General features: G+C 67.3%; 13 protein-coding genes. 7 read left to right on the forward strand and 6 right to left on the reverse strand.

Annotated elements, in window-relative coordinates; genetic code table 11:
- Positions 1 to 11: 11 nt before the first annotated feature.
- Positions 12 to 674 (reverse strand): dienelactone hydrolase family protein, encoded by a 663-nt coding sequence (locus HLH34_RS07345; protein ID WP_183118933.1) that lies wholly within the window; start codon positions 672 to 674, stop codon positions 12 to 14.
- A gap of 37 nt (positions 675 to 711) precedes the next feature.
- Between HLH34_RS07345 and HLH34_RS07350 the strand changes: the two genes are divergently transcribed.
- Positions 712 to 909, forward strand: coding sequence for a DUF4169 family protein (locus HLH34_RS07350; RefSeq protein WP_183118934.1), 198 nt, complete (start codon positions 712 to 714; stop codon positions 907 to 909).
- Between the two features lie 18 nt (positions 910 to 927).
- Here the strand turns inward: HLH34_RS07350 and HLH34_RS07355 are convergent, their stop codons facing one another.
- The gene (locus tag HLH34_RS07355; RefSeq protein ID WP_183118935.1) at positions 928 to 1,188 is read right to left on the reverse strand and encodes an usg protein; all 261 of its coding nucleotides are present in this window, start codon (positions 1,186 to 1,188) and stop codon (positions 928 to 930) included.
- Between the two features lie 268 nt (positions 1,189 to 1,456).
- On the opposite strand from HLH34_RS07355, the gene groES reads away from it, so the two are divergent.
- From groES to HLH34_RS07370, 3 genes are all read left to right on the forward strand, one after another.
- On the forward strand, positions 1,457 to 1,747 hold the full coding sequence (gene groES, locus HLH34_RS07360) for a co-chaperone GroES (protein WP_183118936.1): 291 nt from the start codon (positions 1,457 to 1,459) through the stop codon (positions 1,745 to 1,747).
- Positions 1,748 to 1,801: 54 nt separating this feature from the next.
- On the forward strand, positions 1,802 to 3,442 hold the full coding sequence (gene groL / locus HLH34_RS07365; protein ID WP_183118937.1) for a chaperonin GroEL: 1,641 nt from the start codon (positions 1,802 to 1,804) through the stop codon (positions 3,440 to 3,442).
- Between the two features lie 295 nt (positions 3,443 to 3,737).
- Complete coding sequence (locus tag HLH34_RS07370) at positions 3,738 to 3,941, forward strand: cold-shock protein (protein ID WP_183118938.1); 204 nt, start codon at positions 3,738 to 3,740, stop codon at positions 3,939 to 3,941.
- A 39-nt stretch (positions 3,942 to 3,980) separates the two neighbouring features.
- On the opposite strand, the gene HLH34_RS07375 is transcribed toward HLH34_RS07370, so the two are convergent.
- Positions 3,981 to 7,001, reverse strand: coding sequence for an ATP-dependent DNA helicase (locus tag HLH34_RS07375; protein ID WP_183118939.1), 3,021 nt, complete (start codon positions 6,999 to 7,001; stop codon positions 3,981 to 3,983).
- 130 nt (positions 7,002 to 7,131) lie between these two features.
- On the opposite strand from HLH34_RS07375, the gene HLH34_RS07380 reads away from it, so the two are divergent.
- The 3 genes from HLH34_RS07380 to HLH34_RS07390 all read left to right on the forward strand — a co-directional run bounded on the left by HLH34_RS07380 (position 7,132) and on the right by HLH34_RS07390 (position 11,705).
- Positions 7,132 to 8,772, forward strand: a complete 1,641-nt coding sequence (locus HLH34_RS07380) for a lysine--tRNA ligase (protein ID WP_183118940.1) — start codon at positions 7,132 to 7,134, stop codon at positions 8,770 to 8,772.
- A gap of 39 nt (positions 8,773 to 8,811) precedes the next feature.
- Complete coding sequence (locus HLH34_RS07385; protein WP_183118941.1) at positions 8,812 to 10,893, forward strand: lysylphosphatidylglycerol synthase domain-containing protein; 2,082 nt, start codon at positions 8,812 to 8,814, stop codon at positions 10,891 to 10,893.
- Positions 10,894 to 10,976: 83 nt separating this feature from the next.
- On the forward strand, positions 10,977 to 11,705 hold the full coding sequence (locus HLH34_RS07390) for a MarC family protein (protein ID WP_183118942.1): 729 nt from the start codon (positions 10,977 to 10,979) through the stop codon (positions 11,703 to 11,705).
- Here HLH34_RS07390 and HLH34_RS07395 read toward each other — a convergent pair.
- The 3 genes from HLH34_RS07395 to HLH34_RS07405 all read right to left on the reverse strand — a co-directional run bounded on the left by HLH34_RS07395 (position 11,697) and on the right by HLH34_RS07405 (position 14,567).
- On the reverse strand, positions 11,697 to 12,308 hold the full coding sequence (locus tag HLH34_RS07395; protein WP_183118943.1) for a uracil-DNA glycosylase family protein: 612 nt from the start codon (positions 12,306 to 12,308) through the stop codon (positions 11,697 to 11,699). The two genes, HLH34_RS07390 and HLH34_RS07395, sit on opposite strands and share 9 nt — an antisense overlap.
- 13 nt (positions 12,309 to 12,321) lie before the next feature.
- Positions 12,322 to 13,026 carry an NAD-dependent deacylase gene (locus tag HLH34_RS07400; RefSeq protein WP_183118944.1) on the reverse strand — a complete coding sequence of 235 codons (705 nt, stop codon included), beginning with the start codon at positions 13,024 to 13,026 and terminating at the stop codon, positions 12,322 to 12,324.
- A gap of 140 nt (positions 13,027 to 13,166) precedes the next feature.
- Positions 13,167 to 14,567 carry a c-type cytochrome gene (locus tag HLH34_RS07405; protein WP_183118945.1) on the reverse strand — a complete coding sequence of 467 codons (1,401 nt, stop codon included), beginning with the start codon at positions 14,565 to 14,567 and terminating at the stop codon, positions 13,167 to 13,169.
- Between the last annotated feature and the right edge of the window lie 36 nt (positions 14,568 to 14,603).

Genomic DNA, 14,603 nt, shown 5'->3' on the forward strand with positions numbered 1-14,603 from the left:
CGCTGGCCCGCCTACAGATGGCGGGCCAGGAACGCCAGGCTGCGCGTACGGGCCAGTTGCGTTGCGGCGGCGTTGAAGCTGTCGCGCTCGGAACAGCCGAACCCGTGGCCGGCGTGCGGGTAGGTCAGGATCTCCACGTCCGGATGCGCGGCGCGGATGGCCGCGACGTCCGACAGCGGGATCGATCCGTCGGTCTCGCCGAAATGCAGTTGCACCGGGCAGTGCGGAACCAGGTCGTTCTGCGCCGCGATGCCGCCGCCATACCACCCCACGGCGGCGGCGAAGGCCCGCGTCCGCGCCGCCGCCATCCAGGCCACGGTGCCGCCCCAGCAATAGCCGATGATGCCAACCTTGCCATCATTCAGCGCGTTGGCAGCCGCCATCACGTCCAGCAGGGTCCTGTCAGGCGGGATGGCGGCGCGAAGCCGCAGCCCGGTCTGCACCCCCTGCGCATCGTACGCCAGTTCGACATCGCGTTCCGCCCGGTCGAACAGGGCGGGGGCCACGACACGATAGCCGTCCGCCGCGAATTCGTCGCACACCGCACGGATGTGATGATTGACACCGAAAATTTCCTGCACCACCACAAGGGCGCGGGGGGCGTCCGGCGCGCCGGCCATATAGGCCGACAGGGTGTGGCCGTCCGATGCGGTCAGGGTTATGGTCGTGCCCATGGGCAGGGTCCTCCTGTTGCGCGAATAAGGGGGAACCATGGCCGAAATCGTCAATTTGCGGCAGGTCCGAAAACGCAAGGCGCGCGCCGGGCAGGCGCAGGTCGCGGCCGAAAATCGTGCCCTGTACGGCCGGACCCGCACCGAGCGCGACCGCCAGTCGCAGGAGGCGGCGCGCGCCACGCAAACGCTGGACGGCGCGCGAGTGGAACGCGAACCGGACCCCGACCCGACCTGAAGTCCGGGGGCGGTCGGATCAATGAAGCGTGAGGCAGGCCCGCGCGCAGGTGACCGAGGGTGGGGCGATAAGCGTCTGCGACGCCACGCGGACCGAGTGGAGACGCCCCTCGAGCGTGCGCGACCAGAAATCGAGGAAGCGCCGCAATTCGGGATAGGATGGGGCGAGGTCCATGTCCTGCCAGACATAGGATTGCAGAAGGGCCGGATGATCGGGCAGGCAATACAGGATTTCGGCCGTGGTCAGGCGGTAGTCGCGGAGCTGAAGCCGAAGGGTCATGGACGCCTCGCTGCTTGATCGACGGTTGCTGATCGGCCGAGCCTGCGGGAAGCCCCTGACATATTCAACAAAAATTCTTTTATTCCCAGAACCTTGGCAGCCTTCGAAAGAAAGTGCTGCCGATCCTTGACAGGAATGGGGGCGGACCCTACCTGTTGTTGGCACTCTCGTGCGGAGAGTGCCAAAGCGATGCGGCCTGGCGCGCGCGCCAACCCGGTGGCGTCGCTTATTCAAGGGCGTTACCTTTTTTGATGTGGAGCGATCCATAATGACGAATTTTCGGCCCCTGCATGACCGCGTGGTCGTCCGTCGCCTGACTGGCGAGGAAAAGACGGCTGGCGGGATCATCATTCCCGACACCGCCAAGGAAAAGCCCATGGAGGGCGAGGTCATCTCCGTCGGCGCCGGTGCGCGGAACGAGCAGGGACAGATCGTGGCCCTGGACGTCAAGGCCGGCGACAAGGTGCTGTTCGGCAAATGGTCCGGCACCGAAGTGAAGATCAACGGCGAGGAGCTGCTGATCATGAAGGAAAGCGACATCATGGGCGTGATCGCCTGACGTCCCCGTTCCTTTCCATTCTGATCGACAAGTTTCCTACAGGAGAATTCTGATATGGCAGCCAAGGACGTAAAGTTCGGCGGTGACGCGCGCCAGCGCATGCTGCGTGGCGTGGACATTCTGGCCGATGCCGTGAAGGTGACGCTGGGTCCGAAGGGCCGGAACGTCGTGCTCGACAAGAGCTTCGGCGCACCGCGCATCACGAAGGACGGCGTGTCGGTCGCCAAGGAAATCGAACTGGCCGACAAGTTCGAGAACATGGGCGCGCAGATGCTGCGCGAAGTCGCGTCGAAGACCAACGACGTGGCCGGTGACGGCACCACGACCGCGACCGTTCTGGCGCAGGCGATCGTCCGCGAGGGCGCGAAGGCCGTGGCCGCCGGCATGAACCCGATGGACCTGAAGCGCGGCATCGACAAGGCCGTCGTCGCGGTCGTCGAGGAGCTGAAGAAGAACACCAAGAAGATCACGACCCCGGCCGAAACGGCGCAGGTCGGCACGATCTCGGCCAATGGCGAGCATGAGATCGGCGAGATGATCTCGCAGGCCATGCAGAAGGTCGGCAGCGAAGGCGTCATCACGGTCGAGGAGGCCAAGGGCCTTCACACCGAACTCGACGTCGTCGAAGGCATGCAGTTCGACCGCGGCTACATCTCCCCGTACTTCATCACGAACGCGGAGAAGATGATCGCCGATCTGGATAGCCCCTACATCCTGATCCACGAGAAGAAGCTGTCGTCGCTGCAGCCGATGCTGCCGCTGCTCGAGAGCGTCGTGCAGTCCGGCCGTCCGCTGCTGATCATCGCCGAGGACGTCGATGGCGAGGCGCTGGCGACCCTGGTCGTCAACAAGCTGCGTGGCGGCCTGAAGATCGCCGCCGTCAAGGCGCCGGGCTTCGGCGATCGTCGCAAGGCGATGCTGGAAGATATCGCGATCCTGACCGGTGGCCAGGTCATCAGCGAAGATCTGGGCATCAAGCTCGAGACCGTGACGCTTCCGATGCTGGGCCGTGCGAAGAAGGTCCGCATCGAGAAGGAAAACACCACGATCGTCGAGGGTGCCGGCGAGTCGGACGACATCAAGGGCCGTTGCAGCCAGATCCGCGCGCAGGTCGAGGAAACCACCTCGGACTACGACCGCGAGAAGCTGCAGGAGCGTCTGGCGAAGCTGGCGGGCGGCGTCGCCGTCATCCGCGTCGGCGGCTCGACCGAAGTCGAGGTGAAGGAGCGCAAGGACCGCGTCGACGACGCGCTGCATGCGACCCGCGCCGCGGTCGAGGAAGGTATCGTTCCGGGTGGCGGCACGGCCCTGGCCCGCGCGTCGACCGCTCTGGGTCACCTGCATTTCCACAACGACGACCAGCGCGTCGGTGCGGACATCATCCGCAAGGCCCTGCAGGCTCCGCTGCGCCAGATCGCCCACAACGCGGGTGAAGACGGTGCGGTCATCGCCGGCAAGGTGCTGGAAAACGACGACTACAACTTCGGTTTCGACGCCCAGCTCGGCGACTACAAGGACCTGGTCGTGGCCGGTATCATCGACCCGACCAAGGTCGTTCGTACCGCGCTGCAGGATGCGTCGTCGGTTGCCGGCCTGCTGATCACCACCGAGGCGATGGTGGCCGAGAAGCCGGAAAAGAAGGCCCCGGCCGCGCCGGCCGGTGGCATGGGCGGCATGGGCGACATGGATTTCTGATCGATGAAGCCTGCCCCGGCAACGGGCTTCGGACCATCGCCGGGGCAGCGTCCGGACAAACGGAAAGAGGGGGCCGTCCATGCGTGGACGGCCTTTTTTTTGCATCCGCCGGAGACCGTGCTCGCCGCCGTGCGAATTGACAAGGCACCTCGATCCATGCGCCCATGGAGGCTGGCATGATCGGCGGGTGGATGCGGGGCGGGTGGAACCCGGCTTCCGGTCCTCTGAACGTCGATGGTCCGAGAACCCCGATGTCGGGCAATCGGCCGGACAAGGCGAATAAGGAAATACGACTATGGCTACCGGAACTGTGAAATGGTTCAATGTGACCAAGGGCTTCGGCTTCATCATGCCTGAAGATGGCGGCAAGGATGTGTTCGTTCACATCACCGCCGTCCAGGCCGCCGGCCTGCGCGGGCTGAACGAGAACCAGCGCGTCAGCTACGACGTGGTGACCGAGCGCGGCAAGGCGGCGGCATCGAACCTGAAGCCGCTCTGATCCGGCATTCCAGGGTTTAACGCGTTCTAGCTGAACGCGTCAGGACAATGCAGGCGGGGAGGACGGGATGCCGTCTTCCCCGTTTTCATGTCCATGCAGGAAGGCCGCGAGGTCCCGCGCGACGTCCCGCAACCCCGCGCGGCGCACGGCCACCCCCTCGGGGAAGGCCGACAGCAGGCGTGACGGCGCCCGCCGGTCCAGCAGGACGAAGACCCCCCGATCGCCGCCGCTTCGGATCAGGCGGCCGAACGCCTGGCGCAGCCGCAGGCGTGCGATCCGGTCGTCATACGCGCCGGGCGCGCCGTGCGACAGATGCAGGCGTCGCTCGCGATGCAGGATGTCGGGGCGCGGCCAGGGCACGCGCTCGAACACCACCAGGCGCAACGACCGGCCCGGCACGTCCACCCCGTCGCGCATCGCATCCGTTCCCAGAAGGCAGGAATTGGCTTCCGAGCGGAAGATGTCCACCAGCGTTGCGTTGTCCATGCCATCGACATGCTGCGCGTACAGGGGGATTCCCGCCTCCTCCAGTGGCTGCGAAAGACGCTGGTGCACGGCCCGCAGGCGCGAGATCGCGGTAAACAGGCCCAGCCCGCCGCCACCGGCTGCCAGGAACAGTGTCCGGTAGGCGCCGGCCAGGGCGCCGATATCATCGTGGGGGATGTCGTTCACGATGAAGGCGCGGCTCTGCCGCTGGTAGTCGAAGGGGCTTGCCAGCGACGCCCGGAGCGCGGGCGAAGGCAGGTGGCTGGCGCCGGTCCGGGCCTCGGCAGCTTCCCACGCGCGCTCGGTTTCCTCGCCGTCGGTCCGTCCGTTCTCGTCGCGCAGGGTCGCCGACGTTACCAGGATGCCATGGGCGGGCGCGGCCAGGACGGTCGCGAAGGGAATGGTGGGGTCCAGCCAGTGGCGATGCAGCCCCACATCGTGCTCGCCCGCGCGTTGCCCCTCGCGCCGGTCCAGCCGGATGAAATCGATATGCTGTGGTGTCGCGCCCTCGTCCGCCGGCGCGCCGAGACTGCGGAGCATGGAAACCCACCCGTCTACCCGGCTCAGGGCCCGGCGGCGAATGGTCCGTACCCCGGCCTCGACTCGCTCGCGCGTGGCCGAATCGAGTTCGGCCGTATCGTCCTCCAGCCGCTCCAGCAGGCGGTCCACCAGCGTACGCAACGCCGCCGCCAGGCGGTCCAGCGCGCGCGCCAGGCCGGCGGCCGCCGGCAGGACCGCGTCGGCAACGGGGTGCAGGTCGCATTCGATGGCGCCGGGCCGGTGTCCGCCCTCGGCGGGGGCGCGTGCCGTGGACCGGGCCAGCGCCTGCTGCCCCAGAAGATGCAGCAGCCATTCGGTCGGGTTGGGCAACGCGGCGTCATTCGTCGGGCCGAGCAGTGCCAGCGGGGACGGGGGCGACGCCGCATGGTCCCCCGGCATCTCCGCCGTTTCGGTCGCGGCTTCGGTCGCAACGTCGGTGACAGCCTCGGTCGTTGAATGCCACGCATCCGCCAGACGGCCGGACCAGCCGGGCGCGGGCAGGGCGTGGGCGGCCTGCAACGCGGCCTCGAGTGGCGCTTCCAGGCGGGGATAGCCTACGACCAGATCGTCCAGCCGCCGCTTCAGCCCCCGCGCGCGGGACCGTGCGCCTTCGGCGCCCAGCAACCAGCGGCGCAATTCGGCGGCCTCCAGCCCCGACAGTTCGGCGGAAAACGCGCTGTCGGCGGCGTCCATCACATGATGGCCCTCGTCGAAGACGTAGCGGGTGGGAATATTGTCCTCATCCCCCGCCTCGTCGCCGTCCATGGCATGCCAGGCCGCCTGGCTCATCACCAGGGCATGGTTGGCAATCACCAGGTCGGCGTCCCGCGCCCGGCGGATGGAATGTTCGACGAAGCAGCGCTGGTAATGCGGGCAGGCGCCGTGGATGCATTCGCCCCGCCGGTCGGCGATGCCGGCCAGCAGCCCGCGTCCGAACAGGTCGCCGAACCAGCCGGGCAGATCTCCCCCGGTCAGGTCGCCATCCGCCGTGACCCCCGCCCAGCGGGCAACCAGCGACAGGCCGATCAGGCTGCCCGACGCCGCGCCGCGCGCGCCGGCAATATTCACCGTTTCCTCCATGTTCAGGAGGCAGAGATAGTTTTCCCGTCCCTTGCGCAGGACGACATGCCTGCGCCGTTCGGCGGCATCGGGATAGAGCCGGCCCAGTTCGGCCTCGATCTGCCGTTGCAGATGGCGGGTATAGGTGCTGATCCAGACCGTGCCGCCATTGCGCTCCGCCCACAGGCTGGCGGGCGCGACATAGCCCAGCGTCTTGCCGGTGCCCGTGCCGGCTTCGGCCAGCACCATATGCGGGTCGCCCCGGACCAGACGGGGCGCGAAGGCGGCCGACGCCGCACCGGCGAAATCGGCCTGTCCGACCCGGGTTTCCGCATCGGGGCCCAGAATCTCGCCCAGCCGGCGGCGGGCATCGGCGGCCGACACCGGATGATTGGCCGGTGGGGGGCGGGGGGCCGCGTCCTCCCATTTCGGCAGGCGCCGCCAGACGCGGATCGCATCGCCCGGTTGCAGGGCCTCGGGGGGCAGGGACGTCCCGGTGCCCAGCGCCGCCAGCACGCTGCGGCCCCAGGCCCAGCCCGCGTGCTCCATCCTGACGGCCAGGGCCGCCATTTCCTCGCCCGCCGGGGTGGCGCGCAAGGTGGCGACCCGGTCCAGCAGGATATCCGCAAGCTCCGGCAGCAGGTCGGCCTCGGCCGATCCGATCCGATTGTCGTCCAGTTCCAGCGCCTGGGCCAGGCCCCGCACCGTGGGTGGCATCGTGCGGCCGGGAAGGGCGAAGACGAACAGTTCCAGCAGGTCCAGCCACGGGGTGGGCTGCGGCAGCGGCGGCAGGCCCAGCCGTCGCGCAGTCAGCGGCGCATGCACCACCAGCGGTGCGGGCCATTGGCGCAATTCCAGCACCGCGTCTTCCGACGACAGGGTCAGGAGTTCGCCATCCGGGGTCAGAAGCGAACATGAACCGTGGTGCGCGACCAGCGCGGGCGGCATGTCCGAAGGGGAAAGTGACGCAGCCATCACGGGAACATATAGGGGACATATGGCCGCCTGTCGCCCGTTACCGGCATCATCGCCCATTATTCCGGCATGAAGATGATGTATGGTTTGGATTGACCCGTGCCATTCCAGTTCATAGCTTCCGCGCATCATGTCCGAACAGAACCGTCCCGCCCCCGTCCCCCTGCCCAAGGCCTGGCCCTTCGAGGAAGCCGCGAGGCTGGCCGCGCACGTCGAAAAACGGGCAGGGACCGACGACCGGCCGGCATTGCTGGAAACCGGGTACGGTCCGTCGGGCCTGCCGCATATCGGCACGTTCGGCGAAGTGGCGCGGACGTCCTGGGTGCGCCAGGCCTATACGCGGCTGACCGGACGCCCCACCCGTCTTCTGGCGTTTTCCGACGATATGGACGCCCTGCGCAAGGTGCCGGACAACGTGCCGAACGGCGACATGCTGCGCCAGCACCTGGGCAAGCCCCTGTCACGGATCCCCGACCCGTTCGGCACCCATGAATCCTTCGCCGCCCACAACAATGCGCGGCTCAGGTCCTTCCTAGACGGATTCGGCTTCGATTACGAATTTGCCTCCTCGACCGACTATTATACCGGCGGCCGGTTCGACGCCGCGCTGCGCCGGGTGCTTCAGGTCCATGACGAAATCGTGTCCGTCATCGCCCCGACCCTGGGGCCGGATCGCCGCGCGACCTATTCCCCCGTGCTGCCCATCCACCCGCGCACCGGCCTGGTGATGCAGGTACGCATGGACGCGATCGACGCCGATGCCGGCACTGTCCGCTGGACTGACGAGGACGGGGTGGTGTTCGAAACCCCGGTGACGGGCGGCGGCGCCAAGATGCAGTGGAAGGCCGACTGGGCCATGCGCTGGTTCGCCCTGGGCGTGGATTATGAAATGTCCGGCAAGGACCTGATCGACAGCGTGAAGCTGTCGGGCAAGATCTGCCGGATTCTGGGCGGCGAGCCGCCGGCGGGCCTGACCTACGAACTGTTCCTGGATGAGAACGGGCAGAAGATCTCCAAATCTAAGGGGAACGGGATCTCGGTCGAGGAATGGCTGCGCTATGCGCCGCCCGAAAGCCTGTCGCAGTACATGTTCAATGCCCCGCAGCGGGCCAAGCGCCTGTTCTTCGACGTCATTCCCAAGGCAGCGGACGAATATCTGGCCAATGCCGCCCGTGCGGCCACCCTGGCCGACGACGACCCGGCGCTGCCGGCGAACCCGGCCTGGTTCATCCATGCCGGGCGGATCGGCCCGGATGCCGGCAGTCCGCTGACCTTCGGCATGCTGCTGAACCTGGCCAGCGTCGCCAACGCCGAAACCCCGGACGTGCTGTGGAAGTTTATCCGCCGCTACGATTCGGCGGCGTCGCCGGACTCATGCCCGATGCTGGCGCGCCTGGTGGATCACGCGATCGTCTATTATGCCGATTTTGTGCGGCCGGCGAAAACCTATCGCCAGCCCGACGCGCGGGAGCGCGCGGCGCTTGCCGACCTGGCCGACAATCTGCGCGGCCTTGCCGACGGTCCCACGGCTGATGGGCCAGCCGAGCCCGACACCTTGCAGAACCTGGTCTTCGAGATCGGCAAGCGCCATGGGTTCGAGCCGCTGCGCAACTGGTTCGGGTGCCTGTACGAGGTCCTGCTGGGCCAGAAGGAAGGACCGCGCTTCGGCATTTTCATCGGGCTGTACGGCGTGGGGGAAACGGTCGAACTGATCGAGGCGGCGCTGGCCCGCGCATCCATGGCCGCGTCGACAGGCGCCGGCGCGGTCTGAGGCCCCGGCGGATCGTGACATGACGTTCCTGGATCCGTCATGCCTTTGAACCGGAACATCACGCCTGAAGCGCCGAAACCGCCGCCGCATGGCTGGCGGCGGATACTGCGGCATGTGCCCCATGCCATCGGTCTGGTGCTGATGATCGCCGCGATCGTGGTGGTCCAGCGCGAGGTCCGGAACCTGCACTGGAACGATATCCGCGCGGCGCTGAAGACGATTCCGGCCTCGACCCTGGCCCTGGGGATGGGCTGCACCGTCCTGTCCTATTTCATCCTGTCCTTCTACGACTGCCTGGCGGTCGTGCAGGTCGGGTGCCGCGTGTCGTTCCGGCGCACCGCGTTCGCGTCCTTCTGTTCCTACGTGCTGTCCCACAATTTGGGGTTCTCCGCCATTTCCGGGGCGGCCGTGCGCTTTCGGCTGTATGGCAACTGGGGCCTGGGTCCTTTCGCCATCGCCCAGATCATCGCTTTCTGTTCGGCCACCTATCTGCTGGGCGCAGGCGCGTTGGTGGGCGCGGTGCTGCTGATGGAACCGGGCTCCGTGCCGATCATCGGCGGGCATCTGCCGCATGCCCTGCTGTGGGCGATCGGACTGCTGATGTGGCTGGGGGTCGCCACCTATATCCTGCTGGGCCTTCGGCTGTCGGAAGTGCGGCTGTGGCGGCACACCATCACCTTTCCGTCGCCGGGCATGGCGGTGGCCCAGACGGCCGTCGCGGCGGCCGAAATCGCTGCGACGGCGGGCATCGCCTATATTTTCCTGCCGCCGGGCACCGGCCTGGGATACGGCGTGTTCCTGGCGATCTATATCGCATCCTATACGGCGGGGCTGATGGCCAGCGTGCCGGGGGGCTTGGGGGTATTCGATGGGGCGATGATGCTGGCGTTGAGCCCGTACCTGCAGGCCACGCAGATCATCAGCACTATTCTTGTCTTCCGCCTGTTCTATTACATCATCCCGCTGTTTCTGGCCGGGATCATGTTCGCCGGGCACGAACTGTTCCTGCGCGGCGATGCGGCCCTGGCCCGCAAGGCCGCGCCGCAGGCCCCCCGACGCGGCCCGCGCGAAACCCGCCCCAGCCATGTGATCCGCGAGAGCGAGGCCGATTTCTCGGTCGTGGTGGCCACCGGCGCGGTGTCGATCTGCGGCGCGCTGCTGGTCGCGCTGACGATCCTGGACCCCGCGTCGTGGACGAATGCCGGCGGTCTGCACCATCTGGTCGGGGTGGCGGGCGATTACCTGCTGTCGCTGATCGGGGTGGCGCTGATCGGCCTGGCGGTCGGCCTGTCGCAGCGCGTGACCCTGGCGTGGAAGGTGACGCTGGGCCTTCTGGTCTGCGCCGCTGCCCTGACGCTGTTGCGCGGGGCCTCGTTGGCCGTTCCGGGAATCCTGGGCCTGGTGACGATCCTGATCGCCCCGTTCCGCAGTTCCTATTATCGCCATGCACGCATTCTCAGCGAGCCGCTGGCGTTCCGCACGATCCTGTCGCTGATCCTGCTGATCGGCTGCGTGCTGGTGCTGGTCTGTTCCGGCCCGCGTGACGAGGTCGGCGGAAGCTGGTGGGAGGTCATGCTCTTCACCTCGACCCATGGCGTGGCGCGCTGGACGATGGGGCTGGCCGTCGTGCTGGGGCTGGTCATGATCGGGCGCCTGGTCCGCCCCGGCCAGATCGTCGTCCTGCCGTGGGATGAGGACGGGCAGGCCCAGTATCGCGCGCTGGACCATGCGGTGGACGATCCAGGCCCCGGTACGCCGGCGGGCCTGATCCCCGGTGCCGCCGGACAGGCGATGCTGCCGTTCCTGCGGACCCATGGCTTCCTGATCGGCCTGGGCGACCCGGCAGGGGCATGGGACGATTGTGCCTCGGCCATCTGGTGGCTGCGTGACCTGGCGGTGCAGGAGGGACGGCAGCCGGTCTTCTGGCGGGTCGGGACGTCGATGCTGGACGTGTATAACGACCTGGGCCTGACGTCGTGGCCGCTGGACGGCGCGGCCGGCGAGAGCACGACCTATCTGTGTTGCGTTCCGCAGAGCGTGGCGGCGGTCCGGGCGATCATGCAGCCGGTGGAAGGCGGGCAACCGCTGTCGGTCGTCGCCCGCATCCCCGACAGGTCTTGACGGGCGGCCGGGCTTCGGAAAAACGGTAGGACTGATCCCGCGTGGCGCCATCCGGCGCCATTGCCCCCACGGGAACGAAGATCATGCCGCCCACTTTTCACGCCGTCTTGCCCCCGGGCGGGGCAACCGATTTCGCCGCCCTGACCAATATTTTCCTGCTGGCGTTTCCGGCGCTGTTTTCCATCGTCAACCCGATCGGCGCCGCACTGATCTTCACGCAGGTGACGGCTGGGCGGACGCGGTCCGAATGCCTGGCGCTGGCCCGCGCCGTCGCGTTGTATTCGGCATGCCTGCTGATCGCCTCGATCTGGATCGGCAGCGCCATCCTGGCCTTCTTCGGCATCACGATCGACTCGCTGCGGATCGCCGGCGGACTGGTGGTTGCGGTTCGTGCGTGGGCGTTGCTGCAGGCGCCCGAAGCGGTCGCGGCCCGCAAGGAGGAGCAGGCCCGCCAGGGGGGGCGTACCATCGCGGCGCCAAGCTGGACGGAAATGGCGTTCTTTCCCATGACGATGCCGTTCACCGTCGGCCCCGGCACCATTTCGGTCGCAATCGCCCTGAGCGCCGCACGGCCGGCATCGTCGGGCAGCATCCTGTTCTATGTCGCGCTGTCGGCGGCCGCCGTGCTGGTGGCCGCGACGATCTGGCTGGCCTATGCCTACGCCGAACGGCTGATGACGCTGCTGGGCGTGACCGGCGCGCGGATCGTGTCGCGTCTGGCGGCGTTGATCCTGCTGTGCATCGGGGTGCAGATCCTGTCGGCCGGGATCGAGGGGTTGGCCCTGACGATCGTCCGCGCAGCCTCATCCTGACGCGCGATCCGCCTCCAGCAGGGGACGGATCGCGGCTCGCAGCGCAGGCAGCACGTCAGTCGCGAACCAGGGGGTGCGGCGTTCCCATGCCCCGGTGCGCCAGGACGGATGGGGCAGGGGAAAATAGCGCGGCATGACATCGCGAAAATTGCGGACGCGGTCCTCGACACGCCCCGGCCCCAGCACGGCGGCCTGGGCATAGGAGCCGACAAGAAGGGTCAGCCGGATATCGGGCATCATCGCCAGGATGCGGTCGCGCCATAAGGGCGCGCATTCGGGGCGGGGTGGACGATCTCCCCCATTGGGAAGCCGTCCCGGGTAGCACATCCCCATCGGCACCAGGGCGATGCGGCGGGTGTCGTAAAAAACGTCCCGATCGATCCCCAGCCAGCCGCGCAGGCGATCGCCCGAGGCATCGTTGAAGGATATGCCGGTCTCATGCACCCGGGTGCCGGGGGCCTGGCTTGCAATCAGGATCCGTGCCGTCCGCGATATGTGCAGGATCGGGCGCGGCCCCAGGGGCAGGTTGGCCGCGCAGGCCGTGCAGGCTCTGACCTGCCGGAGGAAATCGTCCAACTCGCGGTCCGATGATCCGTCCGTCATCGTCGCGGAACTTTCATCGGGCCAGCCTCTCGTCGACCCAGCGCGGCACCATGCGCGTGGCGGGCCCGGTCATGAACCGGTCGAAGCGCGTCGAAACGGCCGATGGTTTCTGGTTGATCTCCAGCGTGTCCGCGTGGCCTTCGACCAGGGCCGCGAAACCGGCGGCGGGATAGACGGTGCCGGAGGTTCCGATTGCCACGAACAGGTCGCACGCCTCCAGCGCGGCTTCGATGCGCGGCATATGCAGCGGGATCTCGCCGAACCAGACGACGTCAGGCCGCAAGGTCGGCCGGCCGCAGAGCGGGCAGGGCGTATGGGGAAGGCAATCGGCCTGCCATTCGGGCGTGCCGCCGCACGAGGTGCACCGCACGCGCAGCAATTCGCCATGCATGTGCCAGACATTCCGGCTGCCCGCACGCTCGTGCAGATCATCGATGTTTTGCGTGACGATCAGAAGTTCGCCGGGCCATTGCCCCGTGCGGGCTGCCTCCTCCAGCCGGGCCAGCGCAAGATGGGCGGCGTTGGGGCGCACGCGGCCCAGTTCGGCCCGCCGGTCATTGTAAAACCGGTCCACCAGCGCCGGGTCGCGCCGGAAGGCATCGGGCGTGCAGACATCGGCAATGTCATACCGGCTCCAGATCCCGTCGGCATCGCGAAAGGTGTCCAGGCCCGATTCCCTGCTGATGCCGGCCCCGGTCAGGACCACGATGCGTTCCATGGGATGATCTCTCACTCCGTTCGGTGTCGCCACGCCCGGATTGTAACGCCCCGACTGTGCCAAAGGATGGCGCATAAGAAAACCGCCGCGGGAGGTTCCTCCCGCGGCGGCAATCAGCAAGGCGACAGAGCGGAGGCCGGTTACTGGGCCTGGTCGACCCCGGAATGGGTCTGCGGCGCGAACGTCCATCCGGTGCCGTAAGGCTGCGGATGGAAGATCAGCCAGCCGCTGCTGGAGGTGTTCCATCCGCTGCTGGAAACCGGCGCCCCGGTGGCACGCAGCTTGGTGACATCGGCTGCCGTGACGCTGGCAGGCGCGCGGTTGCCCCAGCTGGACCGGATGAAATTGACCACATCGGCGATCTGCTGCGCCGACAAGGTCTTGCCATAGGCCGGCATGGCCACGGCGGACGGTGCCCAGTTGGTCGGCGGCAGCACGCCGCCATTGACGATCACGTTGACCAGGGACGTGGGGTTGTCCGTCACGACCACCGGGTTGCCGGCCAGCGGCGGGAACATGCGGGGCACGCCGCCGCCGTCATTGCGATGGCAGATCGCGCATTGTTCCAGATAGACATCGGCCCCGGCGGAACCAGCCGTCTTGCCCGATACCAGCATATCGGCGGTGGACGGGTCATAGGTATATTCGCCCTGCGACGGCGGCACCGGCGGAAGGTTTTTCAGGTATTTGGCAATCGCGTGCAAATCGTCGTCGGTGAAGTACTGGGTGCTCCAGGCCACCACGTCGGCCATGCCGCCAAAGACCGCCGAATGGTCGATACGTCCCGATTTGAGGAAATAATAGATATCGTCCTCCGACCAGCGGCCCAGGCCGACCACCGGGTCGTTACGCAGGCTGGGGGCGACCCAGTTGTCGATCGGCGCCCCGCCGGACAGGAATACCGCGCCGCCGCTGGCGTCCAGCGCCTTCTCCTGCATGGCGAAACCGCGCGGGGTATGGCAGGCGCCGCAATGGCCCGGGCCCGTGACCAGATATTCGCCGCGCGCGACGACGGGGTCGGTCCCGGGGGCGGGCTTGAACTCGGTGGGCGAGGGCGAGAACATCATGCGCCAGATCGACAGGGGCCAGCGCATCGACAGCGGCCACGAGATTTCGACCGGCCTGTTGGGCTGCGCCACCGGCGTCACCCCATGCATGAAATAGGCATAGAGCGCGTGCATGTCGTCGCTGGTCATGCGCGAAAAGGCCGGATAGGGCATCGCCGGATAAAGCGTCGACCCGTCCTGGCGCACGCCGTGGCGAACGGCCCGATCGAAATCCTCGAACGTGTAGCGCCCGATGCCGTAGGTCGCGTCAGGCGTGATGTTGGTCGAGTAGATCGTGCCGATCGGGCTCTTGATTTCCAAGCCGCCCGCATAGGTCTTTCCATGCAGGGCCGTATGACAGGCGACGCAGTCGCCCAGTCGCGCGACATAGGCGCCCTTGTCGATCAGCGCCTGATCGGGCGTCTGCGCCATCGCCCCCGTGGCAAGAAGACCGAACGTCGTCGTGCCGATCGCAACTTTAAGCCTGTTGAGCATTCTGTTCACCGTGCGTCGCATTGATGCAAAAAAGAC

Origin of the sequence: Gluconacetobacter azotocaptans (genome assembly GCF_014174355.1) — a bacterium.
Taxonomy (GTDB): Bacteria; Pseudomonadota; Alphaproteobacteria; order Acetobacterales; family Acetobacteraceae; genus Gluconacetobacter; species Gluconacetobacter azotocaptans.